Here is a 25,185-nt window from a genome sequence, read left to right as displayed (position 1 = left end):
AATCATCCGATTCGTGATCTGAAACGAGTTACGTAACCGCCACATGCCTACGATCGGTGTCGAGATTCGAACCGCCAATACCTAACCCACCACGCGTGAAGGACCACAACGTGCCCGTCGCTCCGGATCCGCATCACTCATTCGGCTCCTACGCACATCCTCACCGACTAGTAACCACAGAGTGGCTATCGGCAAACATCGGCACGCCGGGACTCAAGATCATCGAGTCCAACGAAGACATATTGCTATACGACATCGGGCATGTGCCCGGCGCCATCAAGATCGACTGGCGCACCGAGCTGATCGATCCCCGCACCCGTGACGTCGTCGACGGCGCGGCCTTCGCCGACCTGATGCGGGTCAAGGGCATCGAGCGCGACGACACCGTGGTCATCTACGGCGACAAGTCCAACGGCACCGCGGCCGCCACCCTGTGGGTGTTCTCCCTCTTCGGACACGAGGACGTGCGCCTGCTGGACGGCGGCCGCGACGCCTGGATCTCCGAGGCGCGCGACACCACCTTCGAGGTGCCCGCGTCGGGGCTGGGCGATTATCCGGTGGCCGACCGTGATGACAAGTCCGCCCGCGCGTTCCGTCAGGACGTGCTCGCGCACTTCGGCGGCCCGCTCATCGATGCGCGCGGGTTCGACGAGTACACCGGGGAGCTGGTCGTTCTCGATCGCCCCGAGGAACAGGCGCTGCGCGCGGGCCACATTCCCACCGCGGTCAATATTCCGTGGACCTCCTCGGTCGGCGCGGACGCCCGCTTCCGGCCGCGGGCCGAGCTCGATGTCATCTACGGCGCGGTGGTCACCGGCGTCGCGCCGCTGGTCTACTCGCGGGTCGGCGAACGCTCCGCGCTGACCTGGTTCGTGCTGACATATCTGCTGGGCGTGCCCGGTGTGCGCAACTACGACGGCTCCTGGACCGAGTGGGCCAACGCGGTCGGCGCGCCCATCGTGATCGGCGAAGAACCCGGCGAGCCGCCCGCGGTCGTGGCAAGCTCGTAACGCCCGCGCCCCTCCCGGGGTATGCACAGGGGAAGGTCGCGGGAGAGTCTGGTAGAACAGGTTCTAAAAAAGACCGTTCGAAGAGTCGCATTGCTCACTCTTCGGGCCTACTCTTCGGTAGCCCTATCCTCGGTTCGGTGATTGTTGGCACGATGCCTACACTGCCGACAGACGAAAGTATCCAGAGCACAGGAGGCTCAGTGCCCAACCATGCCAACGCGCAGATCACAAAGGTCCTCGTAGCCAACCGAGGCGAGATCGCCGTGCGCGTGATCCGGGCCGCCAAGGACGCCGGTATCGCCAGTGTGGCCGTATACGCCGAACCGGACGCCGATGCGCCGTTCGTCAAGCTCGCCGACGAGGCCTTCGCCCTGGGCGGCCAGACCTCGGCCGAGTCGTACCTGGTGTTCGACAAGATCCTCGACGCCGCCGCCAAGGCCGGCGCGGACGCCATCCACCCCGGATACGGCTTCCTCTCCGAGAACGCCGATTTCGCGCAGGCCGTGATCGACGCCGGGCTGATCTGGATCGGCCCCTCGCCGCAGTCGATCCGCGACCTGGGTGACAAGGTCACCGCCCGCCACATCGCCGAGCGCGCCAACGCGCCGATGGCCGCGGGCACCAAGGACCCGGTCAAGAACGCCGACGAGGTGGTGGCGTTCGCCAAGGAGTTCGGCGTTCCGGTGGCCATCAAGGCCGCCTTCGGTGGTGGCGGTCGCGGCATGAAGGTCGCGCACACCATCGAGGAGATCCCCGAGCTGTTCGAGTCCGCCACCCGTGAGGCCATCGCCGCCTTCGGTCGCGGCGAATGCTTCGTGGAGCAGTACCTGGACAAGGCCCGCCACGTCGAGGCGCAGGTCATCGCCGACAAGCACGGCAATGTCGTGGTCGCCGGCACCCGTGACTGCTCGCTGCAGCGTCGCTTCCAGAAGCTCGTCGAGGAGGCCCCCGCGCCGTTCCTGTCCGACGAGGTGCGCTCCAAGATCCACGAGTCCGCCAAGCGGATCTGCAAGGAGGCCGGCTACTACGGCGCCGGCACCGTGGAGTACCTGGTGCAGGGCGAGACCGTCTCGTTCCTCGAGGTGAACACCCGCCTGCAGGTCGAGCACCCGGTCACCGAGGAGACCGCGGGCATCGACCTGGTGCGCCAGCAGTTCCGCATCGCCGAGGGCCACGAGCTGTCCATCAAGGAGGACCCGGCCCCGCGCGGGCACTCCTTCGAGTTCCGCATCAACGGTGAGGATGCCGGTCGCGGCTTCCTGCCCGCCCCCGGCCCGGTCGTCGTGTACAAGGAGCCCGCGGGCCCGGGCGTGCGTGTCGATTCCGGTGTGGTCGAGGGCTCGGTCATCGGCGGCCAGTTCGACTCCATGCTCGCCAAGCTGATCGTCACCGGCGAGAACCGCGAGCAGGCGCTGCAGCGTGCCGCCCGCGCGCTCGACGAGTACCAGATCGAGGGCCTGGCCACGGTCATCCCGTTCCACCGCCACATTGTCGAGAACCCGGCGTTCGTCGGTAACGGCACCAAGTTCGACGTCTACACCAAGTGGATCGAGAACGAGTGGGACAACCACATCGAGCCCTACGCCGGTGCCCAGCCCATCGAGGACGAGGACGAGGCGCCGCGCCAGAAGGTGGTCGTCGAGGTCGGCGGCCGTCGCCTCGAGGTGTCGCTGCCGGGTCAGTTCTCGGTCGGCACGGCCGCTTCCGGCAATGGCGTGGGTGGTGCGGTGCGCAAGAAGCCGAAGCCGCGCAAGCGCGGTGGCGCGGGCGCCGGTGCCGCCTCCGGTGATGCCGTGACCGCCCCGATGCAGGGCACCGTCGTCAAGGTCGCGGTCGAAGAGGGACAGTCCGTCGAGGCGGGCGACCTGGTGGTCGTGCTCGAGGCCATGAAGATGGAGAACCCGGTCACCGCCCACAAGGCCGGTGTCATCACGGGTCTCTCGGTGGAGGCGGGCGCCGCCATCACCCAGGGCACTGTCCTGGCCGAGATCAAGTAGCGCAACACCATTCGCATCAAGTAGCGCAACGCAAGTCACCGAGTGGCCGCTCACCTGCAGGTGGGCGGCCACTCGCGCTAATGTCATGGCATGGCTGAACCACCCGAGATCCGTATTGGCACCGCCGAGCGTGAGGACGCGATGAAGCGGCTGTCCGATCATTTCGCGGCGGGCCGGCTCAGCGTCGCGGAGTTCGACGAGCGCAGTGGGGTCGTGGCCGCCGCCCTGACGCGCGGTGACCTCGAGCGGGTGTTCACCGATCTGCCGGAGCCGGTGGCGGAGAAGAGCGTTCCGGCGCAACGGGAGTCGCGGTTCGGTGCGCACTGGCGCGATCGGGTGATGCCGGTCGTTCCGATCATCGCGCTGATCCTTTTCTTCGTGACCCACCAGTGGTGGATGTTCCTGTTGATCCCGCTGGCGGGCGCGGTGCTGTACGGCGGCGGCAATCCGGGGCAGCGGCGGGAGCACCGGGAGCGCCGGCGGCAGCGGCGACTGGATCGGGGATCGGAGGACTGATGGAGCCCATCGAGATCAATGCGGGCAGTTGGTATCTGCGTGCCCTGCGTGCGGACGAGCGCATCGACGACCGGCCCGCCCTGGCCGACGCCGGCATCACCGAGCCCGGCTATGTGGCCCGGCGCAGCGCCGAATGGGCTGAGGAGACCCACTTCTCGTGGGCGGTGTGCATCCCCACCACCGCGGAGATGGTCGCCGAGATCGGTGTGCGGCCCAATGCCGACGGCACCGCGACCGTGACCGGCTGGGCCCGTGCGGGATACGACGCCGCACTGGCGGACGGCCTGGTGACCGTGCGCCGATTCACCGCGGGCGCCCTCGGCCTGGAACCGGTCGACGCCTGAATCCGAGCCGCCGGACCCGTCCCGCTGTCCGGTCCGGACACCGATCTTCGTCGTGAAAGTCCGTATCTACCAGCCTTGATGGCGTCCGCACCCGAAAAATCGGTCGTGCTCGGCCCCGGTCGTGGGTCACTCTGGAGTCGCATCCGAAACCGACGACCTGGGGAGGCGGTTATGTGGAGCTGGAGTGAACACCAAGCAGATCGGGCAGCGGCGGCATCGTTCACCGCGTGGCGGTTCCGTGATCCGGAGCCGACAATGACCGATCCGGAATTCAGTGAAACCTCGGACGACGACGGCGTGAGCGGCGGCGGGCGCACCGCCCCGCTCACGGGCGACGGCCGTACCGGGGATGGCGGCGAATCGACGGGGGACGCCGCCGCCCCTGCGTACGCGGAGATGCCGTGTGCGGGTCGGGTGATGCCGGTCCCGGGCACCCCGGTGGCGGGCGCGGGTACCCCGGTACTCGTGTCCGCCGACGCCGAGTCCGACGCGGCCGAGCCTGCGCGCGAGGACATTTCCGAGCAGGTGCTCGCCGGCCTGTTCGAGGCCCTCGCGGGCATGTTGCAGGCGGTGTCCGCGCCGCGGTAGCGCGCCGGGCGAGCAGGGGCGGGTCCGATCCGGACCCGCCCCTTGTCGTTGCCGTGTGGATGCGAGCGGGGGAGTAGCGTGCGGTGCATGGACAGGTCGCCGCTGGATGTTGACGTGCTGGGCCGGAGTGTTGCCGAGGTGCCCGAGCTGGGTTTCTTCTCGGTCGTCGAGGTGGTCGAGTCGACCGGGTCGACCAATGCGGATCTGGTTGCGCGGGCCGCGGATTCGAGTGCCGATCGGCTGGTGCTGATCGCCGAGTCGCAGGAGCACGGCCGCGGCCGCCACGACCGGCGGTGGGTGAGCCCCGCGCGGGCGCAGATCGCCATGTCGCTGCTGGTGCGGGTGCGCGGGATCGATCCCGCCGTGCTGGGCTGGCTGCCGCTGCTCACCGGCGTGGCCGTGGTGGACGCGGTGCGCGCGGTGGCCGGGGTGAAGGCGGTGCTCAAGTGGCCCAATGACGTGCTGGTGGACGGCCGCAAGCTGGCCGGGATCCTGGCCGAGATCGCCGCCGCGGGTGCGGACCCGGCGGTGGTGGTCGGGGTCGGGTTGAACGTGTCCCTCACCGAGGCCGAACTGCCTGTCCCGCACGCCACGTCACTGCTGCTGGCCGGGGCTCCCGAGATCGATCGCACGGTGCTGGTGCAGGCGATGCTGCGCGAGTTCGCCCGCCGCTTCACCGCTTGGGAGGCGTCCGGCTGGGATATCGCCGAGCTGTCCGCGGCCTATCGCGAACGGTGTGCCACCCTCGGCGCGCAGGTACGCGCGGAGCTGCCCGGTGGGGAGGTTCTCACCGGAATTGCCACGGGCATCGACGAATACGGCAGGCTGCTGGTCGGTGACCGCGCCGTCTCGGCGGGCGATGTCACCCATCTGCGCGCCGAGTACTGACGGAAACGCGTTTCCCGCAACCTGATTCGCGCCGGTTCCCGAACAGGTTCGGCGCGCGGACTATTGGCTGTTCTGTCCGTGCGGGCGACCGCCGTGGCGGTTGTCCCCGGCGGGCCCGGGGAAGCCCGGAAGGGTGAAGCCGGGACCGGGCAGACCGGGACCGGGGATCTCGAGTCCGGGTAGCCGCGGGCCGGCCGGGGCGTCGATGGCCGGCGGTTCGGCGGGGGCCAGTGTGTCGTCCGGCGTCGGTGTGACGGATGCGGCGGCGGGGTTCTCGGGAGGTTCGGTCGTCGGCTCGTTGGTCGGTGGAAGCGCCGCCTGGACAGGAACTTTCGTGGTCGGTACGGCCGAGGTCCGGGCGCGCTGCTCGGGCTGCGGTTCCGCGGCCCGGCTCGTGAACAACGCGGCGCCGATCGCGATGGCGGTGGCGGCGGCCGCGAAGCTCGCGGCGGCGAGCAGTCGCTGCCGGGTCCAGCGGCGAGCGGGCAGATCCAGATCGGCTTCCTTGGACAGCGCGACGGTATGCACATCCATTCGGGCCGGGATTCCCGCGGCGGGTGCCGGGCGCGGGAGGGCGGTGGTGCGCGCGTCGGTGGCGGCCGGGTTCGGGATGGCCACGGTCACCTGCGCCTCGGGAGCCGGCTCGGCCGGTACGGCGGGCGCGGTGAGGGCGGCCTTGGCGGCGGCGGCGAATTCGCCTGCGGTGGAATACCGTTCGCCGGGTTTCTTGGCCAGGGCGCGCAGGATGACGGCGTCGAGGGCGGCTGGAACGGTCTCGTCGAGGGTGGACGGCGGCTTGGGCGCGAGGTCGAGGTGAGCGCGCATGAGCTGCGCCGGATTACGCACCCGGAAGGGCCGCTGCCCGGTGAGGCATTCGTAGAGGACGCAGCCCAGGGAGTAGATGTCGGAGCTCGGTGAGGCGGCGCCCTCGAAGCGTTCCGGCGCCATGTAGGCGGGGGTGCCGACCAGCATGCCGGTCTGGGTGATGGCGCTCTGGCCGTCCTGCAGGGCGGTGCCGAAGTCGATGAGGTAGGCGACGTCGTCGGGGGCGACGATGATGTTCTGCGGCTTGACGTCCCGGTGGATCAGCCCGGCGGCGTGGGCGTCGTCGAGCGCGGAGGCGACCTGGGAGATGAGGTCCACGGCCGCGTCCGCGGCCATCGGGCCCTCCCATTCGAGCAGGGCCTCGATATCGAGGCCGTCCACGAATTCCGAATCGATGTACAGCCGGCCCTCGAGCTCGCCGTAGCTGTGCACGGGCACCACGTGCGGTCCGTGTAGCAGTGCGGCGGCCCGGGCCTCCCGTTCGAAGCGCCGCCGGTATTCGGGATCGTAGGTCAGGACCGGTGCCAGCATTTTGAGCGCGACGGTGCGATCCGCCACGGTGTCGTGCGCACGCCACACTTCCGCCGACCCACCGCTGCCGAGCAGTTCGTCGAGGCGGTATCGGCCCAGGTAGCCATCCCCCAACGGATTTCCTCTCGTCACACTGGGGGACACCTTAGCGAACCGAATTTATTTCAATCGCACACAACGTCCCCCTGGTGTCAGACCGTTTGCAGTTCGCCGCGGGCGGCTTCCCGGGCGAGCATGCGGTCGCGCTGTTCCTCGAACTTGACGACGTCCTGGCCCAGTTTGTCCAGATAGGCGGCCAGCTCCTCGCGCGCTTTCTCGCCGCGCGGCCCGAAGTCGTTGCGCTCGAAGATATTCCAATTCTTCAGCACCGGACCGACCACTTCCTCCAGGTGCTGACGCAGGTCGTAGATGCCGTGCTTGGCCATCATGACCCCGTTGCGGCGGAAGTTCGGCATGCCGGCGCCGGGCATCACGAAGTGGGTGAGCACCTTGGTGATGGCCGCCACCGCCTGGTCGGGCGCCAGGTCCAGGCCGGCCGCGCACAGGGTGCGGTAGAAGATCATGTGCAGGTTCTCGTCGGCGGCGATGCGCTGCAGCATGCGGTCCGCGACGGGGTCCTTGCAGACCCGGCCGGTATTGCGGTGACTCACCCGGGTGGCCAGCTCCTGGAAGGTCACGTACGCGACATTCTCCAGGAAGCCGCCCCAATCAGCGGGCGACCGCACGCCATTGGTCATGTGGATCATGCGCGCCTGTTCCAGCGCCACCGGATCCACGCCACGGGTGACCACCAGATAGTCCCGCATGACGATGCCGTGCCGGTTCTCCTCGGCGGTCCAGCGGCCCACCCAGGTGCCCCAGGCGCCGTCCTGGGAGAAGTTCTCGGCGATCTCGCGGTGGTACGAGGGCAGATTGTCCTCGGTGAGCAGGTTGGTGATCATCGCGATCTTGGCGACCTCGGTCAGCCGCGACTGCGCGGGATCCCAGTCCTCGCCGCCCATGGCCGCGAAATTGCGGCCCTGCTCCCACGGCACGTAATCGTGCGGGTGCCATTCCTTGGCCATCGACAGATGCCGATTCAGATTCGCCTCGGCGACCGGTTCGAGCTCGCGAAGTATCTGGAATTGCGTCAACTCTCGGGTCACACACGCCTCCTGTGTCTGGCACAACCGGGTAGAGCCTGCTGTCGACGATCACCGGCGAAGCCGGATGGTCCTGCTCGGGAAAACCCTGACGGTCTTGCGCGGTACAACTAGGAAGAAAGGCAACTCGTGCCTGCCGATGGTACCGGCAACCGCACGATTGTGCCCCAGCCCGCAGATCGTCGTGCGGCCTTCCGGCATCCGGCCGCGATAGGGTTTCGGCATGGGTTATCCGGAGGAGGCATTGGCGCCCGAAGAGGTGCTGCTGCTGCACCGCCATCCGCACTGGAAGATGTTGTTCTGGCCGGCTGTGACTTTCATCCTTGTCACCGCGTTGGCCGGATTCGCCGCGGGGGTGACGGCGCGCAATACCGGCGGCACCCTCCAGACCGGTTTGCTGCTCGGCATTCTGGCGTTGTGGCTGGGGATCGTGGTGTGGCGCAGCCTCGCTCCGCTGATCCGGTGGAAGTCGACGCATTTCATCGTGACCGATCGGCGGGTGCTGATCCGGCAGGGCGTGCTCACCCACACCGGCATCGACATTCCGATGAACCGGATCTCGAATGTGCAGTTCCGCCATGGGTTGTTCGATCGCATGCTGGGTACCGGTACGCTGATCATCGGTTCGTCGTCGGAGGATCCGCTGGAGTACGACGACATTCCGCATGTGCAGCAGGTGCACGCGATGCTCTATCACCAGGTCTTCGATGTGGTGCAGAACAATCCGAACGGTGGCGGCTTCTACGGATCCGCCGGGGCGTACCCGTAGTCTGGTGCCGTGACCGCAGTACTGCTGGCCGAAGACGACGAGGCCATCGCCGCCCCGCTGTCGCGGGCGCTGGGCCGTGAGGGCTATTCGGTGACCGTGGAGAGCTACGGTCCCGCCGTGCTCGAACGGGCCCTCGAGGGTGGTCACGACCTGCTGATCCTGGACCTCGGCCTGCCCGGTATGGACGGGCTCGAGGTGTGCCGCCAGGTGCGGGCGCGCGGCGCCGAGCTGGCCGTGCTCATGCTCACCGCGCGCACCGACGAGGTGGACTTCGTGGTCGGCCTGGATGCCGGCGCGGACGACTATGTGGGCAAGCCGTTCCGGCTGGCGGAGCTGCTGGCCCGGGTGCGGGCGTTGTTGCGCCGCAGCGGAATCGGGGACGAGGCGGTGGAGGTGGGCGGCATCCGGCTGGAGCCGGCCGCGCGGCGGGTGCTGGTGAACGGCATCGAGGTGAACCTGGCGAACAAGGAGTACGAGCTGCTGAAGGTGCTCATCGACCGGGCCGGGCAGGTGGTCTCGCGCGAGATGATCCTGCGCGAGGTGTGGGGTGACGCCGATCTGCGCGGCTCCAAGACCCTGGACATGCACATGTCGTGGCTGCGCCGCAAGATCGGCGACGAGGGGCCGGTGGCCGAGCGGCGTATCGTGACCGTCCGCGGCGTAGGCTTCCGGTTCAATACCGACTAGCCGCTCAGTTCGAAATCCTTTTGTTGTGCTGTTCCGCGCGCGTCCGAACCCCGAAAACCCGGCGAAGCGAGGCATCTCGACGATGAGACGCAGGATTCTGCTGTCCATGGTGGCCGCCTTGACCCTCACCACTCTGGTTCTCGGTGTGCCGCTGGCGTTCACGGCCTGGAAGTGGGTCGAGGACATCAACCGCAATGAACTGCGCAACCGGCTCGACGGCATCTCCGAGGAGGTGACGCGGCAGGAGCGCGACGGCGTGGTGTACGGCGAGCTGGACACCAAGGCGGTGCGGCTGCTGATTCCGGCCAACGGCAAGCTGACCATCATCTATCCGACGCCGACCGAGCCCAACAAGAAGGTCGACATCGGCGCGGACACGGTGCGCGATCCGCTCTCGGAGTCCTGGTCGATGGGCACCGACGGCTCGCTGCGGCTGGAAGTGCCCTCGGCCCCAATGCATTCCATGCAACGGCAGGCGCTCGGCGCGGTGCTGGGCCTGGTGCTCATCTCGCTGGGCGCGGGCATCGCGGTGGCGGTGGTGACCGCGCGCCGGGTGGCCGACCCGCTGCGGGACGTGGCGGCCCGTGCGGCGCGGCTGGCCATGGGCGACTTCCGCGCCGATCCGCGCCGCCACGGCATCACCGAACTGGACCGGGTTTCCGACGTCCTGGATTCGGCCACAGTGGAAATCGCGGGCCGGCTGCAGCGCGAGCACGCCCTGGTCGCCGATGTCTCGCATCAGCTGCGCAGCCGGCTCACCGCCGTGCGCCTGCGCCTGGACGAGCTGTCCGCGCACGCCGACCCGGCGGTGGTGCACGAGGCGGAAGAGGCCATGGCACAGGTGGATCGGCTCACCGACGCCATCGACGAGCTGGTGCGGGCCTCCCGCGACGAGGGCGCGGCCGAACGCGATCCGCTGCCGGTGGTGGCCGAATTGCGCAGTGTCGTCGCGGAATGGCGGCATCCCTTCGCCGAGGCCGGGCGCAAGCTGGTGCTGCTCGGCGACCCGACTCTCAAAGCGCCCGTGACGGGTTCACGCCTGCGCGAGGCGCTCGCGGTGCTGGTCGACAATGCCCTCATGCACGGCGGCGGCACCTGCACGGTGTCGGTGCGCACGGTGACGGGCCGCATGGACGATCGCGAGCCGCTGGTGGTCGTCGAGGTCGCCGACGAGGGCGACGGCGTGCGAGATGAGCTGGCGCCGCACATCTTCGACCGCGGCTTCTCGGCGGCGGGCTCCACCGGCGTCGGGCTGGCCCTGGCCCGCGCGCTGATCGAAGCCGACGGCGGGCGACTGGAACTCCAGCGTCGCCGCCCCGCCCTGTTCGCCGTGTTCCTCGGCTCCTCGGGGGTGGCATCACGGCCGATCGCGGTCGGCACCGAGCCGCGCTGATCTTCTATCCGTTCTCTAACCGTTCGTTAGCCGGTCCTGAGAATCCGCTTCCTACCTTCGGATTCGTCAACCGGAGCCGGCGCCCGATCGCCGGCGAGAGAACAGGAGACGCCATGCCGATCTTCACCGTCCGCCGCACCGTGACCGCCGCGGTCCTCGGGACCGCCGCACTCGGGGCGCTGGCGCTGCCCGCGGTGGCGCAGGCCGCGACGCCGGATTCGATTGCGGGACTGGCGGATACGGGCAGTAGCGAGCCCGTCTCCCCGGCCGCCCCCACCGGTCCGGGCGTGCTGATCATCAAGGATCGCGACGGCAATGTGACTGTGCGCCAGGCCGAGCCGGGTGTGCCGCCGGTCCCGGACGCCGTGCCGGCCCTCCCGTTGCGGCCGGGCCTGCCGGCGCCCGGCGTGGTGACCGTGCGGCCGGGCGATCCGGGCGTGGCGGTCCTGCCCGGCAAACCGTCGCAGACCTTCGTGGTGAACCCGGGTCGCTGAGGCTCCGCTCTCAGCTCGCGTCAGTATCGTCTGGTCTTGTGACGGGTCCCCGGATTCTGATTGTGGACGACGATGTCAGGGTGCTGTCCTCGGTGGCGCGGGGGCTCCGGATGTCGGGTTTCGACGTCGAAACCGCGGCGGACGGGGCCGCCGCGCTCCGCCAGATCGCCGCGTATGCCCCGCAGGCCATGCTGCTCGACCTGAATATGCCGAATCTGGATGGCGTGCAGGTCGTCACGGCACTGCGCTCACTGGGCAACGACATCCCGATCTGCGTGCTCAGCGCCCGCACCGAGGTCACCGATCGCATCGACGCCCTGGAGGCCGGGGCCGACGACTACCTCACCAAGCCCTTCGACCTGGGCGAACTGGTGGCCCGGCTGCGCGCCATGCTGCGCCGCGCCCCCGCCCCGGCCCACGTCACCGACGATCACATCACCGTGGGCTCGCTGACCATCGCACCCGGCGCGCGGCGCGCATGGGTCGACGGCACGCCCCTCGACCTCACCAAACGCGAATTCGATCTGCTCGCCGCGCTGGCCGCGGCGCCGGGGCAGGTCTTCTCCCGCGCCCAGCTCCTCGACCGGGTCTGGGGCTACGACTTCGAAACCCAGACCAAGGTGGTCGATGTGTTCGTCTCCTACCTCCGCCGCAAGATCGAGGCCGCCGGATCCCCGCGGCTCGTCCACACCGTCCGCGGCGTCGGCTTCGTCCTGCGGACCGAGCCGTGACCAGGCTGCCGCGACGGCCGGTGTCGCTGCGCGCCCGGGTCGCGCTGGCGAGCGCCGCGACGGCCGCGGTGGTGGTCGCCGCCATGTCGGTGGTGTTGTTCGCGTTCGCTCCGAACGACGCGGCGAATCAGGTCGGCCGGGTGGTCAGCGCGATCGCGCTCGCTCCCGCCCAGCTGCAACCCGGCCGGTCGCTGCCGGAACCCGTGCTGCCGAGTCTCCCCGTGCCCGGCGGCTCGGCTGCTCCCGAGCCGGGCCTGCCCGCCGTCACGAAACCCGGGGTGCTCATCGTGCGCGGCGAGCCGGGCAGTCCGGAGCCGGAGTACTCGCGCACGGTGGCGCTCGACGGCCATCCGGTGGCGGTGACCGTGCCGACCGGCGTGGCCTCGGATTCGGCTGCGCAGCAGCGGATCCGGATCGTGCTCATCGGACTGGCCGCGGTGCTGCTGGCGGCGGTGCTGGGCTGGTATTTCGCGCATCGGGCGGTGGTCCCGCTGCGGCGGCTGACCGCGGCGACGGCCGGGCTGGGCGAGGGGCTGGCCCTGCAGGCCCCGCGTCATCCGGTGGCCAGCGAGACGACGGAATTGGCCGAGGCCATGAACACCATGCTGGGGCGCATCGCGACCGAGCGCCGGCACACCGGCGAAGCGCTGGTCACGGCACGCGATTTCGCCGCCACCGCCGCGCACGAGCTGCGCACGCCCCTGACGGCCATGCGCACCGACCTGCAGGTGCTGCGGTCCATGCCGCTGTCGGATGCCGAGCGCGCGGAGATTCTCGACGAGATCCTGAGTGCGCAGAGTTCGGTCGAGGCCACCCTGCAGGCCCTGGAACGGCTGGCGGTGGGCGATCTGGCCACCGAATCCGATCGGGAGGATCTGGAGCTCGGACAGCTCATCGATCAGGTGGTGGATGACGCCCGGCGCGCGAATCCCGGCGTGCTCATCGACACCGAGGCGGTGGAGCCCATCGTGCTGCGCGGGCTGGCCGCGGGGCTGCGTTCGATCGTCGACAATGCGGTGACCAATGCCGTCCGGCACGGCGGGGCGCGGCGCATCGAGATCGCGACGCGGCGCGACGACGATCACGTCGTCCTCACCGTCGACGACGACGGTCGCGGCATCCCGGCACCGGATCGGGAGCGCGTCTTCGAACGGTTCTACCGGGCGAGCACGACGCCGGGCAGTGGTCTGGGTCTGGCCCTGGTCGCGCAGCAATCCCGCTTGCACGGTGGTACCGCGACCATCGGGGAAAGTCCGGCGGGCGGCGTCCGCCTGACCGTCACCCTCAGCTGTGACCCAGCTGCTCCTCGTTCTCGGTGACGAGTTCTTCGGCCTCGTTGACGAGGTCCTCGAATTCGGTTTGCAGTTCCTGCATTTCGTCGGGGAACACCCACCGCTTCATGGCCCAGAATCGGAATGCCATTTGCAGCAGGTTGCCGATGATGAAGGCGCTGAAGAAGTCGGCGATGTTCTCGACGGTGAAACTCACATTGGGCTGCCGGAGGTCGAACACGTAGCTCGACACCCACAGCGGCAGCGCGGCGAGTCCGACGCCGATTCCGCTGACCAGGAAGAACAGCAGCGCTTCGTGGTGCTTCTCGCGCCCACCGCGCTTGTCGAAGGTCCATTCCCGGTTGAGGATGTAGGACACGATGACCGCGATGGTGCCCGACATGATGCGGGCCACGGTCGGCTTGGTGTCCATGATCGTCCATTTGAGGACGTAGAAAATGCCCAGGTCGATGACGAACGTGGTCGCACCGACTATCGCGAACTTGAGTAGTTCGTAATGGCGGTCCGCGAGGGCCCGCAGGGGGGTGGGCAGGCGGTTGACCACTTTGTCGACAAATGACACCCAGCGAGTCTACGTCTCTGGTCCACACGCTGTCCGGCCGGTACAAATCGGGGCAGATACCTGTCATGCGACCCGCGAGTCGGTAGCGGGTGGGTGTCATGACAACATGGTGCAGCGTGAGCGCCCGTTCCTTCGATTCCTCCGCGATGCCCACCGTCACCATGATCGGCGGTGGCCAGCTCGCGCGCATGACCCATCAGGCGGCCATCGCGCTGGGCCAGCGGCTGCGCGTGCTCGCCGAGCGCCCCGACGACCCGGCCGCCCAGGTGACGCCGGACGTGGTCCTCGGCAGCCACGACGATCTGGCCGCGCTGCGCAAGGCCGCCGTCGGCTCGTACGCGCTGACCTTCGACCACGAGCACGTGCCGACCGCGCACCTGGAGGCGCTCATCGCCGAGGGTGTGAACGTGCAGCCGCCGCCGCAGGCGCTGATCTACGCCCAGGACAAGCTCCGGATGCGGCGCAAGCTGGCCGAGCTGGGCGTGCCGATCCCGGCCTACACCGAAGTGACCTCGGTCGCCGACGCGGTGACCTTCGCCGACGAGCACGGCTGGCCGTTCGTGCTCAAGGCGGTGCGCGGCGGCTACGACGGCCGCGGCGTGTGGATGCCCGCCGATGCCGCCGAGGCCGCCCCGGTCATCGAAGACCAGCTGGCCCACGGGGTCTCGCTGCTGGCCGAGGCCAAGGTGGACCTGAAGCGGGAGTTGTCGGCCATGGTGGCGCGCTCCCCGTTCGGGCAGGCCGCCGCCTGGCCGGTGGTGGAGACCGTGCAGCGCAACGGCCAGTGCGCGGTGGTCATCGCGCCCGCGCAGGACCTGAACGAGGCCAGGGCCACCGAGGCCGAGGCGCTCGCCCTGCGCCTGGCCTCCGAGCTCGGCGTGACCGGCGCCATGGCCGTGGAGCTGTTCGAGACCCACGCCGGCGAGCTGCTGGTCAACGAGCTGGCCATGCGCCCGCACAACTCCGGCCACTGGGGCATGGACGGCGCCTGCACCGGCCAGTTCGAGCAGCACCTGCGCGCGGTCCTGGACTACCCGCTGGGCAGCACCAGGCCGCTGGCCCCGGTCACCGTCATGGCCAATATCCTGGGCGCGCCGCAAGCCCCCGAGATGTCCATGGACGAACGGCTGCACCATCTTTCGGCCCGCATCCCCGAGGCCAAGGTGCACCTCTACGGCAAGGGCGAACGCCCCGACCGCAAGATCGGCCACATCAATATCCTCGGCGACGACGTGGCCGAGACCCGGGAGAAAGCCGAGCGGGCGGCGCACTGGATGTCGCACGCGATCTGGACCGACGGATGGGATCCGCACCATGACTGACACCGCACAGGTTGGCCTCATCATGGGGTCGGACTCCGACTGGCCCACCATGGAGGCGGCCGCGGAAGCCCTGGCCGAGTTCGGCGTTCGCTTCGAGGTCGGCGTGGTCTCCGCGCACCGCACCCCGCAGCGCATGCTCGACTACGCCAAGAACGCTGCCGACCGCGGCGTCAAGGTGATCATCGCGGGCGCGGGCGGCGCGGCCCACCTGCCCGGCATGGTCGCCTCCGCCACCCCGCTCCCGGTCATCGGTGTGCCGGTGCCGCTGAAGTACCTGGACGGCATGGACTCCCTGCTGTCGATCGTCCAGATGCCCGCCGGCGTCCCGGTCGCCACCGTCTCCATCGGCGGCGCCCGCAATGCCGGCCTGCTCGCGGTCCGCATCCTCGCCACCGCCGACCCCGAATTGCGTTCCCGCATGGAACGTTTCCAGGCCGGCCTGGAACAAATGGTCCTCGAGAAGGACGAGGCGCTGCGCACCAAACTGCTGGGCTGACACGTCAGCTTTCTCTCGAGCTGACCTCACCGTTCCGCGCGCCGTCGACGTGGCGTGCGGAACGGCCCGCCCGGGTCGCTACCGTTGGCGGATGCCTACCGACCAGCCCGCGCGGCCGCGCGCCGACGCGGATTCGACCCAGCGCCGTCTCACCGTGGTGGATCAGGCGCTACGGCTGTTCGCCGAAAAGGGTTACGAGGCAACGACGGTCGATGAGATCGCGGAAGCGGCGGGGATTTCGCGGCGGACCTTCTTCCGGCAGTTCCGGTCCAAGGAGGATGTGGTCTTCGCCGATCACGAGTCGCAGCTGGCGCAGGCGCGGGCCTTCTTGGAGAGCACACCGTTGGAGGCGGCGCAGGGGGATCCGTGGGATGCCGTGTGCGAGGCCGTGGTCGAGGTGTTCGAGCGGTTCACGCAGTGGCGGGAGATCGCGGCCCGGCGCTACCGGGTGGTGCGGCAGGTGCCGACACTGCGGGAGCGGGAGATCGTGACGGTCTTCCGGTACGAGCGGTTGTTCACCGACTATCTGCGCGGGCGCTTGCAGGGGACCGCGGATCTGGAGCTGGTGCAGTTCACGGCCGCGGTGACGGCAACCCACAACTATCTGCTGCGGCGGATGGTCCGGGGGGAGTCGGCGGCGAGCCCGGAGGATCTGCGGGCGGCGCTGGCGGCGATTCCGCGCGGCGGACGCGAGCCCGCGCCGGCCTCGGACGAGATGGTGGTGGCGGTGTTTCCCCGCGATCTCTCGCCACGGCAGGTCGCGGACCTGCTGGCCCGTCGCCTCGATACGCTGTGAGCTGCCCACAGTGGCGCAAATGACACTGCGTGCCACAGATTAGTACGCAGGTACCCGCACGTAACTGCGATTTCGCGGCGTATACTCGACTTCGACTGGCACTGAGTGCCGCACAAGTTGGCGATGCTGGGCAACCAGCGGCGATCCCCCGAAGACCAGGAGAAGAACCCCATGGCGGGCAACCCCGATTTCAACTTGTTCCAGCTCGAGGACTTCCACCACGAGCTGCGCGAGGCCATCCGCGGCCTGTCCGAGAAGGAGATCGCCCCCTACGCGAAGGACGTGGACGGCAACGCCCGCTTCCCCGAGGAGGCGCTGACCGCCCTCAACGCGGCCGGCTTCAATGCCGTGCACGTGCCGGAGGCCTACGGCGGCCAGGGCGCGGACTCGGTCGCCACCTGCATCGTGATCGAAGAGGTCGCCCGCGTCTGCGGTTCCTCGTCGCTCATCCCGGCCGTCAACAAGCTGGGCACCATGGGCCTGATCCTGAACGGCTCCGAGGAGCTCAAGCACAAGGTGCTGTCCGACATCGTCGCGGGCAAGATGGCCTCCTACGCCCTGTCCGAGCGTGAGGCCGGCTCCGACGCCGCCTCCATGCGCACCCGCGCCAAGGCCGACGGCGACGGCTGGATCATCAACGGCTCCAAGTGCTGGATCACCAACGGCGGCCGGTCCGACTGGTACACCGTCATGGCCGTCACCGACGCCGACAAGGGCGCCAACGGCATCTCCTCGTTCATGGTCCACAAGGACGACGAGGGCTTCGTGGTCGGCCCGCTGGAGCACAAGCTGGGCATCAAGGGTTCCCCGACCGCCGAGCTGTACTTCGAGAACTGCAAGGTCCCCGGCGACCGCATCGTCGGCGAGCCCGGCACCGGTTTCAAGACCGCCCTGCAGACCCTGGACCACACCCGCCCGACCATCGGCGCGCAGGCCGTCGGCATCGCGCAGGGCGCCCTGGACGCCGCGATCGCCTACACCAAGGACCGCAAGCAGTTCGGCAAGGCCATCGCCGACTTCCAGAACACCCAGTTCATGCTGGCCGACATGGCCATGAAGATCGAGGCCGCCCGCCTCATGGTCTACACCTCGGCCGCCCGCGCCGAGCGTGGCGAGAAGAACCTCGGCTTCATCTCCGCGGCCGCCAAGTGCTTCGCCTCGGATGTGGCCATGGAGGTCACCACCAACGCCGTCCAGCTCTTCGGCGGCGCCGGCTACACCACCGACTTCCCGGTGGAGCGCATGATGCGCGACGCCAAGATCACCCAGATCTACGAGGGCACCAACCAGATCCAGCGCGTCGTCATGTCGCGTCAGATCCTGCGCTGATCGCTGTTCGATCCGGCGGATACGCGGGAGGCGGCTCCGAGCTGGGCTCGGGGCCGCCTCCGTTGCGTTCGGCCCGGATGAGGGAGTGCCGGGCCGGACGTCTGCGAACTACTGCGCGGACAGGCTGCTGAGCAGGCCGGCGATCAGCGGGACGGAGTTGGAGCTGACCGCCGGCGGGCCCTCGGCGGTGGCCGCGACATGGGCCTCGGTGACGAACAGGTTCCAGGAGCCCGCCGCCCGCCGCGTGACGCGCGGGCCGCCGACGCGGCGAAATCTGTTCAGTAGCTGAAGGATTGCTCTGGCAATCGGCTCGCCGCCCATATGCGGCAGGAGGGTTCGCCGGAACTTCTCTTCGCGGCTTCCTCGGGTAAGGCGCGGGTTTGAGGACTGTTCGGGTGGGGATGCCGGGGGCACTATGGAGCCATGGCCGGAGTCGAAATCAACGACACCTTCGTCCGGCGCACACTGGCCGACGGACGGGTGGAAGAGGTCGCGTGGACGGAACTGGCAGAGGTACGGATCATTACGGCGGCCGACGGCCCGTTCGCGGGGGACGTGTTCTTCGTGTTGATCGGGGCGACCGGTAAGGGGTGTGTGGTGCCCTACTCGGCCGCCGACACCGCGTTCCTGGCCAAGCTGCAGTCACTACCGGGGTTCGACGACGCGAAGGTGGGGGAGGCGATGGTGGGCAGCGCCGACCGGCATTTCCGGGTCTGGCAGCGTCGGCACCACCGCGCGAATTAGGCCACCAGGTCGGCGTATTCGGGGTGCTCCCCGATGTACTTCTCGACGTACCAGCAGGTGGGAATGATCGAGAAGCCATCCGTGCGCGCGTCGTTCAGCGCGAACTCCACCACCTGCGCGGCCACGCCGCGGCCCCGGAACTCGGGAAAGGTGAGGGTGTGCTGGATGTCGCGGACCCTGGTGTCGCCATCCACCCGCTCCGCGTAGTCGGCGTAGCCCGCGAGAGTGCCGTCCAGGTAGATCTCGTAGCGGGTCGCGTCGGCGTTGTGTTCCAGCTTGGTACTCATGACCGGTGTGAACTCCCTTGCGATGCGGATTGTTCCGGCGGGACGGTCAGAGGACCGCGCCCGGATTGAGTATCCCGTGCGGATCCAGCGCGTCCTTGATCCGGCGCGTGAGCGCCATCACATCGGGGCCGAGCTGGTCCGGTAACCAGGCCTTCTTGAGCCGGCCCACGCCGTGCTCGCCGGTGATGGTGCCGCCCAGGCCGATGGCCAGGTTCATGATCTCGCCGAACGCGAGGTGCGCGCGCTCGGACTCTTCCGGGTCGGCGGGGTCGTGGACGATCAGGGGATGGGTGTTGCCGTCGCCCGCGTGCGCGATGACGGAGATGAGCACCCGTCGGTGCGCGGCGATCTCGGCGATGCCGGTGACCAGGTCGCCGAGCCGGGGCAGCGGCACTCCCACGTCCTCGAGCAGCAGCGGCCCTTTGCGTTCCACGGCCGGGATGGCGAATCGCCGTGCCGCGCAGAAGGCTTCGCCCTCCTCCGGATCGTCGGTGCGGAAAGCCTCGGTGGCCCCGGCCTTTTCGCAGGCGGCCAGCATGATGTCCGCCTCGTGCCCGGCGTGTTCGCCCGGGGCGTCGGACCGCGCCACCAGCAGCCCCGCCGCGTCCCGGTCGAGTCCCATGCGCAGCTCGTCCTCGACGGCATTGATGGCCACCGAATCCATGAATTCCAGCATGGAGGGGCGCAATTGGCCGGTGATGGCCAGGATCGCGTCGGTTGCCGCGGTGAGCGTGGGGAAGGTGGCGACCACGGTGGACTGCGGCGGCTGCGCGGGCAGCAGCCGCAGGGTCAGCTCGGTGATGATCCCCAGCGTCCCCTCGCTGCCCACGAACAGTTTGGTCAGCGAGAGTCCCGCCGAGTCCTTGAGCCGCGGCCCGCCCAGCCGCACCGCGGTTCCGTCGGCCAGTACGACCTCCATGCCGAGCACGTAATCGGTTGTGACGCCGTACTTCACGCAGCACAGTCCGCCGGCATTGGTGGCCGCGTTCCCGCCGATGGAGCAGATCTCGAAGGAGGACGGGTCCGGCGGATACCACAGCCCCTGTTCGGCCACGGCCCGCTTGACCTCGGCGTTCAGCAGTCCCGGCTGCACCACCGCGGTCCGCGTCACGGTGTCGACGCTGATCTCCCGCATCTTCTCGGTGCTCAGCACCAGCGCCCCGGGCTGCGCGGTGGCCCCGCCGGACAGTCCGGTCCCGGCCCCGCGCGGCACGATCGGCACCCGATGCTCGGCCGCCCACCGCACGGTGGCCGCGACCTGCTCGGTCGTCAGCGGCCGCACCAGCGCGAGCGCGGTCCCTGCTTCCGGATCCAGCGCCCGATCCTGCCGATATCCGGTCAGCACGTCCGGGTCGGTCACCACCATGCCCGTCGGGAGCAGACCGCTCAGTGTGTCGAGATCGATGTCCACACTCAGGAACGTACGGGCTTCCGGCTGATTTGTCCGGAAGCCCGTACGACAAGCGGGAGTTCTCACTGTGCGGTGGCGGCCTTCGGCAGGGCGAGTGCGGCGGTGAGCACGACGGCCAGCACCGCGGCCCCGCCGAGCGCGGCCATCTCCATGGCGGTCACGTAGCCGCCGGTCCCGTGGTGCGCGCCCAGGGCGCTGAAGAAGATCACCCCGAGAACCGTTGCGCCGATGGCGTTTCCGAACTGCTGTGAGGTGGTCAGCACGCCGGCCGCCATCCCGGCCTGCCGCGCCGGAATCCCCGACGACAGCACGGCCCCGACCACCGACGGAATGGTCAGCCCATTGCCGGTACCGACGATCATCATGCCGGGGATGAGCGCGAGCACGGTCACGTTCTGGCCCATGATGGCCAGCACGGCCAGGGTCAGCGCCAGCCCGGCGAGGCTGGTGAGCGTCCCCACCACCATGACCCGATTGCCGATCCGGGCGGCGACCCGCGGCGCGAGGAAGAACGAGCTGCCCGCGAAGCACAGTCCCAGCGGCGCGAAGGCGAGCCCGGCGGTGAGCGGTGAGAGCCCGAGCCCGTTCTGCAGCATGAGCGTCAGGCACAGCATGAATCCGGCGAAGAAGGTCAGGTACCCGCCCGCGATCACCAGTCCGAGGCTGAACCCGCGTTCGCGCACCATGCCGGTGTCGAGGACGGGTTCGCCGCCGCGCGTGGCCAGCCGGTTCTCGTAGCGCAGGGTGAGCAGCAGCACCGGGATCGAGGCGAGCATGCTGACCCAGGTCCACACCGGCCAGCCCTCGGGACGCCCCAGCGTGATCGGGACCAGCAGCAGTGCCAGCGCGGCCGAGATGCCCAGCGCGCCGATCGGGTCCAGTTTCGGCCGGTGGGTCGGCTCGTGCCGGGGCAGCCAGCGCGCGGCCAGGGCGGCGGCGATCAGCCCGATGGGCACATTGATGTAGAAGATGGTGCGCCAGCCCCACCCGAACAGGTCGGCGTCGAGCAGTACCCCGCCCAGTACCTGACCCGATACCGCGCCGATGCCGATGGTGGCGCCGAAAGCGGCCATGGCCCTGGGTCGTTCGTGCGGCGGGAAGAGCGTGTTGATGAGCGCGAGCATCTGCGGCACCATGAGCGCCGCGGTACCGCCCTGCAGAACGCGGAAGGCGACCAGCGCCCAGGCATTGGGCGCGAGCCCGCACAGCAGTGAGGCGAAGGTGAAGGCGAGCATGCCGATCACGAACAGCCGCCGGTGTCCGTGCAGGTCGCCGAGCCGGCCGCCGGTGATCAGGCCCGAGGCGTAGGCGAAGCCGTAGCCGCCGACGATGAGTTCCAGCGCCGATTCACCGGCGTGCAGGTCGTGTTCCAGCGAGGAGGCGGCGACATTGACGACGAACCAGTCGAACATCGCCATGAACATGGCACTGAGGATGACGGGCAGCGCGCGCCAGCGGGCGGCGAACTCGAGGGGGCCGGTCGCGACGGGAGCCGTTGCGGCAGGCCGGTTTTCGAGGGTGGTCACGTCGTTCTCCCGAGCGTGAAGGGGGAATGGGGGTGGTGGGCGCGCCGTTGCGCCGGAAACTCGAGTCTTGTAACTAACCGGTTGGTTAGAGATATTCCACGGGGATCCCCGGCTTGTCAACCAGTTGGTTGGTTACCATCGAGGGCATGGCAGGCACCAGAGATCCCGAGGCCACGAAGGCGCGCATCTTCGAGGCCGCGACCGCGGAATTCGCGCAGTACGGGATCGCCGGCGCGCGGGTGGATCGCATCGCGCGCAATGCCAAGGCCAACAAGCAGCTCATCTACGCCTACTTCGGCGACAAGGAGAAGCTCTTCCACCAGGTGCTGGAGAAGACCATGCTGGCCGTGGCCGGCTCGGTGACCACCGATATCGAGGACCTCGACACCTGGATCGACCAGCACATCGACTACCACCGCGAGCATCCCGAACTGCTGCGCCTGCTGCAGTGGGAGGCCCTGGAACTGGGCCGGGAACACGCCTCGGCGGGCGAATTGCGCTGCGGCCGTTACCTGGAGAAGCGCGAGAAGGTCGAGGTGGCGCAGGGCAAGGGCCTGATGCGCGCGGACATGCCGGCCGGTCAGGTATTGATGCTGCTCATGTCGATGATCAACTATCCGCTGGCCGTCCCGCAGGTCAACGCCTTCACCATCGGCGTGGACGCCGATCCGGAGGAGCAGCGCACCTGGATCAAGGACGCCATCCGCCGCATCGTCGCGCCCGAGACCGCGGCGCCGGCCGCCGGGCCGGACGCGGGCGCCGGAGCGTAACCGCTCGTACTCGCGCAGTACACTGCCGCCGTGTCCGATGCCAAGCTAGAGATCCAAATGCTGCACGACCGCGTCATGGTCAAGCTCAACCCCGAGGCGGGCGAGCGGCGCAGCAGTGGCGGCATTCTCATCCCGGCCACCGCGCAGGTGGCCAAGCGCCTGTCGTGGGGCGAGGTCTGCGGCGTGGGTTCCCATGTCCGCGCGGTGAGCGTCGGCGACCAGGTGCTGTTCAGCGCCGACGATCAGTTCGAGGTGGAGATCCAGGCGCAGGCGTATTACGTGCTGCGCGAACGCGATCTGCACGCCGTCGCCAACTCCCACCCCGAGCACGGCACCGGCCTCTACCTGTAGTCGATCGAATATCAACGGCCCGCGTTCCTTTCGAGAACGCGGGCCGTTGTCGTACCGGTGTGTCAGACCGTCTTGATGATGCCGCCGTCGATCACATAGTCCGCGCCGGTGATGATGGCGGCCTGCTCGGAGGTCAGGAAGGTAACCAGCGCCGCCACCTCCTTCGCTTCGGCGATGCGGCCGGAGGCGATATTGAACTGCGCCGGAATGGCGTTCAGGAACTGCTCGTGGTCCATGCCGTTGGCCGCGGCCAGCTTCGCGCCGAGGTGGTCGGGGCCGCGCCAGATGTCGGTGCCGACCGGCCCGGGCGACACCGTGTTGACGCGGACGCCCTGCGGACCGAATTCCTCGCTGAGTCGCTTGCCGAAGTTGGTGAGCGCGGCCTTGGCCTCGCTGTAGCCCGCCGGGCCGGACGCCGGAATCCGGGCGTTGATCGAGGACACGGTCACGATCGCGCCGCGCCGCTCGATGATGCTCGGCAAGGCCGCGCGGGTGGTGGTCACGACGCCGAACAGGTTGAGGTCGAACAGCTTTCGCCACTGCTCGTCCGAGGCGTCCAGGAACCCGCCCAGGGTCAGCTGGTCGGCGTCGCCGCCGCCCACATTGTTGACCAGGATGTCGATGCCGCCGAGCTCGGACAGCGCCGCCCCGACCGCGGCCAGCGCGCCCTCGGTGGTGCTCAGATCGGCGGAAACCGCTGCCGCCGCGACCTTTTCGAGCTCCGGGGTGACGTTGCGGGCCACGCCCACGACGCGCACGCCCTCATCGGCCAGCGCTTCGGCGACGGCCAGCCCGATGCCCCGGCTGGCGCCGGTGACGAGGGCGGTCTTGCCGTTCAGTCCGAGATCCATGATTCGTACCTTTCTTGAACTGTAGGTCAAAAACTGGGGTAAAGGAAAGGGCCGCCGGATGCGGCCCGTGAGTCGGTCAGAGGGTGGTCAGTGCGGTGTCGATAATGCGGTACAGCGTCTCCGCGTCCGCGATCTTGGCCATGATGCGAAGGCCGCCAATGGTATTCATCAGGAACTCGCTGTAGGCCAGGGCGTCGAGTTGCGTCGGGACATCGCCGTCGCGCTTGCCCTGCTCGATGCGCTCGACGAACGCCTCGACCAGGTGTGCGTGCGCGGCTGTCACCGCCTTGGTCGCCTCGGCATCATGCCCGCCGAGTTCCATGGCGGTATTCACCACCAGGCACCCCCGGCGGACCGGCTGCGCCAGATCGTTGTCGACGGTCCACCGCATCCAGGCACGAAGTCGTTCGCGGGTCGTCCCCGGCTGTGACAAGACCTCCCGGGCCAGTTCCACCCCGGTCCGGTCGTACCGCGCCAGGCACTGGTCGAACAACTCCCGCTTGCTTCCGAAGGTGTTGTACAGACTGCCTTTTCCGACTCCGCAGGCTTCCGCGAGCTGGGCGGGAGAGGTGTTCGCATAGCCATGGGTCCAGAACGTCTCCATTGCACGTTCCACCACGGCGTCTTCGTCGAAGCTCCGTGGCCGGCCCATGAATGCAAAAGTACCCCGTTCTAGACCTGTAGGTCAAGAACGGGGTACTTCACGAAACCGCTACAGCGCCTTGAGTTCCTCGGTGACCGCGCCGACGGACTTCTTGGCGTCGCCGAAGAGCATGGAGGTGTGGTCGGCGTAGAACAGCGGGTTGTCGATGCCGGCGAAGCCGGAGTTCATCGACCGCTTGAGCACGATCACGGACTTGGCCTGGTCGACGTTGAGCACCGGCATGCCGTAGATCGGGGACGAGGCGTCCTCGCGGGCGGCCGGGTTGGTGACGTCGTTGGCGCCGATGACCAGGGCGACATCGGTGCGGGCGAACTCGCCGTTGATGTCGTCCATTTCCTTCATGGCGTCGTAGGAGACCTCGGCCTCCGCGAGGAGCACGTTCATGTGGCCGGGCATACGACCGGCGACCGGGTGGATGGCGTATTTGACCTCGACGCCCTTGGCCTCGAGCAGGGCCGCCATCTCCTTGACCGCGTGCTGGGCCTGGGCCACGGCCATGCCGTAACCCGGGACCACGATGACCTGGTTGGCGTATGCCATCTGGATCGCGGCGTCGGCGGCGGAGGTGGCCTTGGCCTGGCGCTGCTCGCCGGCACCGCCCGCGCCCGGAGCCGTTGTGCCGCCGCCGAATCCACCGGCGACGATGGCCGGGATGGAGCGGTTCATGGCCTTGGCCATCAGGTTGGTCAGGATGGTGCCGGACGCGCCGACGATCATGCCGGCCACGATCATGGCGGTGTTGTCCAAAGCCAGACCCGCCGCGGCCGCGGACAAACCGGTCAGGGCGTTGAGCAGCGAGATGACGACCGGCATGTCGGCGCCACCGATGGGCAGCACCACCATCAGGCCGAGAATGCCGGCCAGCACCA

At 68.8% G+C, this 25,185-nt stretch carries 29 protein-coding genes; 19 read left to right on the top strand and 10 right to left on the bottom strand.

Features of this window, described 5'->3' with window-relative positions; all coding sequences use genetic code 11:
* Positions 1–110 precede the first annotated feature (110 nt).
* From ABZV44_RS00145 to ABZV44_RS00120, 6 genes are all read left to right on the top strand, one after another.
* Positions 111–1,010, top strand: coding sequence for a sulfurtransferase (locus tag ABZV44_RS00145; protein ID WP_354830126.1), 900 nt, complete (start codon positions 111–113; stop codon positions 1,008–1,010).
* 200 nt (positions 1,011–1,210) lie between these two features.
* Positions 1,211–3,007, top strand: coding sequence for an acetyl/propionyl/methylcrotonyl-CoA carboxylase subunit alpha (locus ABZV44_RS00140; protein WP_354830124.1), 1,797 nt, complete (start codon positions 1,211–1,213; stop codon positions 3,005–3,007).
* A 90-nt stretch (positions 3,008–3,097) separates the two neighbouring features.
* Positions 3,098–3,523 (top strand): DUF1707 domain-containing protein, encoded by a 426-nt coding sequence (locus ABZV44_RS00135; RefSeq protein ID WP_354830123.1) that lies wholly within the window; start codon positions 3,098–3,100, stop codon positions 3,521–3,523.
* Entirely contained in the window at positions 3,523–3,867 is a 345-nt protein-coding gene (locus tag ABZV44_RS00130; protein ID WP_354830122.1) for a hypothetical protein, read from the top strand. The genes ABZV44_RS00135 and ABZV44_RS00130 overlap by 1 nt, the downstream gene beginning before the upstream one ends.
* 255 nt (positions 3,868–4,122) lie before the next feature.
* Positions 4,123–4,455, top strand: coding sequence for a hypothetical protein (locus ABZV44_RS00125; RefSeq protein WP_354830120.1), 333 nt, complete (start codon positions 4,123–4,125; stop codon positions 4,453–4,455).
* A gap of 87 nt (positions 4,456–4,542) precedes the next feature.
* Complete coding sequence (locus tag ABZV44_RS00120) at positions 4,543–5,343, top strand: biotin--[acetyl-CoA-carboxylase] ligase (protein WP_354830119.1); 801 nt, start codon at positions 4,543–4,545, stop codon at positions 5,341–5,343.
* A 60-nt stretch (positions 5,344–5,403) separates the two neighbouring features.
* On the opposite strand, the gene ABZV44_RS00115 is transcribed toward ABZV44_RS00120, so the two are convergent.
* Positions 5,404–6,831 (bottom strand): protein kinase, encoded by a 1,428-nt coding sequence (locus tag ABZV44_RS00115; RefSeq protein ID WP_354830117.1) that lies wholly within the window; start codon positions 6,829–6,831, stop codon positions 5,404–5,406.
* Positions 6,832–6,890: 59 nt separating this feature from the next.
* On the bottom strand, positions 6,891–7,844 hold the full coding sequence (locus ABZV44_RS00110) for an acyl-ACP desaturase (protein ID WP_354830115.1): 954 nt from the start codon (positions 7,842–7,844) through the stop codon (positions 6,891–6,893).
* 220 nt (positions 7,845–8,064) lie between these two features.
* Here ABZV44_RS00110 and ABZV44_RS00105 point away from each other — a divergent pair, with 220 nt between their 5' ends.
* From ABZV44_RS00105 to ABZV44_RS00080, 6 genes are all read left to right on the top strand, one after another.
* The gene (locus tag ABZV44_RS00105) at positions 8,065–8,610 is read left to right on the top strand and encodes a PH domain-containing protein (protein WP_354830113.1); all 546 of its coding nucleotides are present in this window, start codon (positions 8,065–8,067) and stop codon (positions 8,608–8,610) included.
* Between the two features lie 9 nt (positions 8,611–8,619).
* On the top strand, positions 8,620–9,297 hold the full coding sequence (locus ABZV44_RS00100; protein ID WP_354830111.1) for a response regulator transcription factor: 678 nt from the start codon (positions 8,620–8,622) through the stop codon (positions 9,295–9,297).
* Between the two features lie 82 nt (positions 9,298–9,379).
* Positions 9,380–10,690, top strand: coding sequence for a HAMP domain-containing sensor histidine kinase (locus ABZV44_RS00095; RefSeq protein WP_354830109.1), 1,311 nt, complete (start codon positions 9,380–9,382; stop codon positions 10,688–10,690).
* Between the two features lie 113 nt (positions 10,691–10,803).
* The gene (locus ABZV44_RS00090) at positions 10,804–11,184 is read left to right on the top strand and encodes a hypothetical protein (RefSeq protein WP_354830107.1); all 381 of its coding nucleotides are present in this window, start codon (positions 10,804–10,806) and stop codon (positions 11,182–11,184) included.
* A gap of 38 nt (positions 11,185–11,222) precedes the next feature.
* On the top strand, positions 11,223–11,915 hold the full coding sequence (locus ABZV44_RS00085; RefSeq protein WP_354830105.1) for a response regulator transcription factor: 693 nt from the start codon (positions 11,223–11,225) through the stop codon (positions 11,913–11,915).
* Complete coding sequence (locus tag ABZV44_RS00080; RefSeq protein WP_354830103.1) at positions 11,912–13,234, top strand: ATP-binding protein; 1,323 nt, start codon at positions 11,912–11,914, stop codon at positions 13,232–13,234. Before ABZV44_RS00085 ends, ABZV44_RS00080 begins: the two co-directional genes overlap by 4 nt.
* Here the strand turns inward: ABZV44_RS00080 and ABZV44_RS00075 are convergent.
* Positions 13,200–13,769, bottom strand: a complete 570-nt coding sequence (locus ABZV44_RS00075; RefSeq protein WP_354830101.1) for a GtrA family protein — start codon at positions 13,767–13,769, stop codon at positions 13,200–13,202. The two genes, ABZV44_RS00080 and ABZV44_RS00075, sit on opposite strands and share 35 nt — an antisense overlap.
* 146 nt (positions 13,770–13,915) lie before the next feature.
* Between ABZV44_RS00075 and ABZV44_RS00070 the strand changes: the two genes are divergently transcribed.
* The 4 genes from ABZV44_RS00070 (at position 13,916) to ABZV44_RS00055 (ending at position 17,712) form a co-directional block, all read left to right on the top strand.
* On the top strand, positions 13,916–15,091 hold the full coding sequence (locus ABZV44_RS00070) for a 5-(carboxyamino)imidazole ribonucleotide synthase (protein WP_354831569.1): 1,176 nt from the start codon (positions 13,916–13,918) through the stop codon (positions 15,089–15,091).
* Positions 15,084–15,587 (top strand): 5-(carboxyamino)imidazole ribonucleotide mutase, encoded by a 504-nt coding sequence (gene purE, locus ABZV44_RS00065; RefSeq protein WP_354830099.1) that lies wholly within the window; start codon positions 15,084–15,086, stop codon positions 15,585–15,587. Before ABZV44_RS00070 ends, purE begins: the two co-directional genes overlap by 8 nt.
* Positions 15,588–15,678: 91 nt before the next feature.
* Positions 15,679–16,383, top strand: coding sequence for a TetR family transcriptional regulator (locus tag ABZV44_RS00060; protein WP_354830098.1), 705 nt, complete (start codon positions 15,679–15,681; stop codon positions 16,381–16,383).
* A 171-nt stretch (positions 16,384–16,554) separates the two neighbouring features.
* Positions 16,555–17,712, top strand: a complete 1,158-nt coding sequence (locus ABZV44_RS00055; RefSeq protein WP_354831566.1) for an acyl-CoA dehydrogenase — start codon at positions 16,555–16,557, stop codon at positions 17,710–17,712.
* A gap of 108 nt (positions 17,713–17,820) precedes the next feature.
* On the opposite strand, the gene ABZV44_RS00050 is transcribed toward ABZV44_RS00055, so the two are convergent.
* Positions 17,821–18,033, bottom strand: a complete 213-nt coding sequence (locus ABZV44_RS00050; RefSeq protein WP_354830096.1) for a hypothetical protein — start codon at positions 18,031–18,033, stop codon at positions 17,821–17,823.
* A 102-nt stretch (positions 18,034–18,135) separates the two neighbouring features.
* Between ABZV44_RS00050 and ABZV44_RS00045 the strand changes: the two genes are divergently transcribed.
* Entirely contained in the window at positions 18,136–18,456 is a 321-nt protein-coding gene (locus ABZV44_RS00045; protein WP_354830095.1) for a hypothetical protein, read from the top strand.
* On the opposite strand, the gene ABZV44_RS00040 is transcribed toward ABZV44_RS00045, so the two are convergent.
* The 3 genes from ABZV44_RS00040 to ABZV44_RS00030 form a co-directional block, all read right to left on the bottom strand.
* Complete coding sequence (locus ABZV44_RS00040) at positions 18,453–18,743, bottom strand: GNAT family N-acetyltransferase (RefSeq protein ID WP_354830093.1); 291 nt, start codon at positions 18,741–18,743, stop codon at positions 18,453–18,455. The two genes, ABZV44_RS00045 and ABZV44_RS00040, sit on opposite strands and share 4 nt — an antisense overlap.
* A 46-nt stretch (positions 18,744–18,789) precedes the next feature.
* A complete protein-coding gene (locus tag ABZV44_RS00035) occupies positions 18,790–20,154 on the bottom strand; it encodes an FAD-linked oxidase C-terminal domain-containing protein (protein ID WP_354830092.1) in 1,365 nt (454 codons plus the stop codon).
* Positions 20,155–20,216: 62 nt separating this feature from the next.
* Entirely contained in the window at positions 20,217–21,680 is a 1,464-nt protein-coding gene (locus ABZV44_RS00030) for an MFS transporter (protein ID WP_354830090.1), read from the bottom strand.
* 146 nt (positions 21,681–21,826) lie between these two features.
* Between ABZV44_RS00030 and ABZV44_RS00025 the strand changes: the two genes are divergently transcribed.
* On the top strand, positions 21,827–22,450 hold the full coding sequence (locus tag ABZV44_RS00025) for a TetR/AcrR family transcriptional regulator (RefSeq protein ID WP_354830089.1): 624 nt from the start codon (positions 21,827–21,829) through the stop codon (positions 22,448–22,450).
* Positions 22,451–22,480: 30 nt separating this feature from the next.
* The gene (locus tag ABZV44_RS00020) at positions 22,481–22,801 is read left to right on the top strand and encodes a co-chaperone GroES (RefSeq protein ID WP_328601883.1); all 321 of its coding nucleotides are present in this window, start codon (positions 22,481–22,483) and stop codon (positions 22,799–22,801) included.
* A gap of 62 nt (positions 22,802–22,863) precedes the next feature.
* On the opposite strand, the gene ABZV44_RS00015 is transcribed toward ABZV44_RS00020, so the two are convergent.
* The 3 genes from ABZV44_RS00015 to ABZV44_RS00005 form a co-directional block, all read right to left on the bottom strand.
* A complete protein-coding gene (locus tag ABZV44_RS00015; RefSeq protein WP_354830088.1) occupies positions 22,864–23,652 on the bottom strand; it encodes an oxidoreductase in 789 nt (262 codons plus the stop codon).
* Positions 23,653–23,728: 76 nt separating this feature from the next.
* On the bottom strand, positions 23,729–24,304 hold the full coding sequence (locus ABZV44_RS00010) for a TetR/AcrR family transcriptional regulator (protein ID WP_354830086.1): 576 nt from the start codon (positions 24,302–24,304) through the stop codon (positions 23,729–23,731).
* Positions 24,305–24,364: 60 nt separating this feature from the next.
* The coding region (locus ABZV44_RS00005) for an NAD(P)(+) transhydrogenase (Re/Si-specific) subunit beta (RefSeq protein ID WP_354830085.1) at positions 24,365–25,185 on the bottom strand (821 nt) is incomplete at its 5' end.

The organism is Nocardia sp. NPDC004860 (genome assembly GCF_040609015.1).
In the GTDB taxonomy this organism is placed as follows: Bacteria; Actinomycetota; Actinomycetes; order Mycobacteriales; family Mycobacteriaceae; genus Nocardia.
This window is presented reverse-complemented; position numbering and strand designations above follow the sequence as displayed.

Excerpts from the sequence above, each read along its gene's own strand:
- ABZV44_RS00135 (WP_354830123.1), top strand. The coding sequence starts at position 3,098 with ATGGCTGAACCACCCGAGATCCGTATTGGCACCGCCGAGCGTGAGGAC.
- ABZV44_RS00130 (WP_354830122.1), top strand. The coding sequence starts at position 3,523 with ATGGAGCCCATCGAGATCAATGCGGGCAGTTGGTATCTGCGTGCCCTG.
- ABZV44_RS00125 (WP_354830120.1), top strand. The coding sequence starts at position 4,123 with ATGACCGATCCGGAATTCAGTGAAACCTCGGACGACGACGGCGTGAGC.
- ABZV44_RS00120 (WP_354830119.1), top strand. The coding sequence starts at position 4,543 with ATGGACAGGTCGCCGCTGGATGTTGACGTGCTGGGCCGGAGTGTTGCC.
- ABZV44_RS00105 (WP_354830113.1), top strand. The coding sequence starts at position 8,065 with ATGGGTTATCCGGAGGAGGCATTGGCGCCCGAAGAGGTGCTGCTGCTG.
- ABZV44_RS00095 (WP_354830109.1), top strand. The coding sequence starts at position 9,380 with ATGAGACGCAGGATTCTGCTGTCCATGGTGGCCGCCTTGACCCTCACC.
- ABZV44_RS00090 (WP_354830107.1), top strand. The coding sequence starts at position 10,804 with ATGCCGATCTTCACCGTCCGCCGCACCGTGACCGCCGCGGTCCTCGGG.
- ABZV44_RS00070 (WP_354831569.1), top strand. The coding sequence starts at position 13,916 with ATGCCCACCGTCACCATGATCGGCGGTGGCCAGCTCGCGCGCATGACC.
- purE (WP_354830099.1), top strand. The coding sequence starts at position 15,084 with ATGACTGACACCGCACAGGTTGGCCTCATCATGGGGTCGGACTCCGAC.
- ABZV44_RS00060 (WP_354830098.1), top strand. The coding sequence starts at position 15,679 with ATGCCTACCGACCAGCCCGCGCGGCCGCGCGCCGACGCGGATTCGACC.
- ABZV44_RS00055 (WP_354831566.1), top strand. The coding sequence starts at position 16,555 with ATGGCGGGCAACCCCGATTTCAACTTGTTCCAGCTCGAGGACTTCCAC.
- ABZV44_RS00050 (WP_354830096.1), bottom strand. The coding sequence starts at position 18,033 with ATGGGCGGCGAGCCGATTGCCAGAGCAATCCTTCAGCTACTGAACAGA.
- ABZV44_RS00045 (WP_354830095.1), top strand. The coding sequence starts at position 18,136 with ATGGCCGGAGTCGAAATCAACGACACCTTCGTCCGGCGCACACTGGCC.
- ABZV44_RS00040 (WP_354830093.1), bottom strand. The coding sequence starts at position 18,743 with ATGAGTACCAAGCTGGAACACAACGCCGACGCGACCCGCTACGAGATC.
- ABZV44_RS00025 (WP_354830089.1), top strand. The coding sequence starts at position 21,827 with ATGGCAGGCACCAGAGATCCCGAGGCCACGAAGGCGCGCATCTTCGAG.
- ABZV44_RS00015 (WP_354830088.1), bottom strand. The coding sequence starts at position 23,652 with ATGGATCTCGGACTGAACGGCAAGACCGCCCTCGTCACCGGCGCCAGC.
- ABZV44_RS00010 (WP_354830086.1), bottom strand. The coding sequence starts at position 24,304 with ATGGGCCGGCCACGGAGCTTCGACGAAGACGCCGTGGTGGAACGTGCA.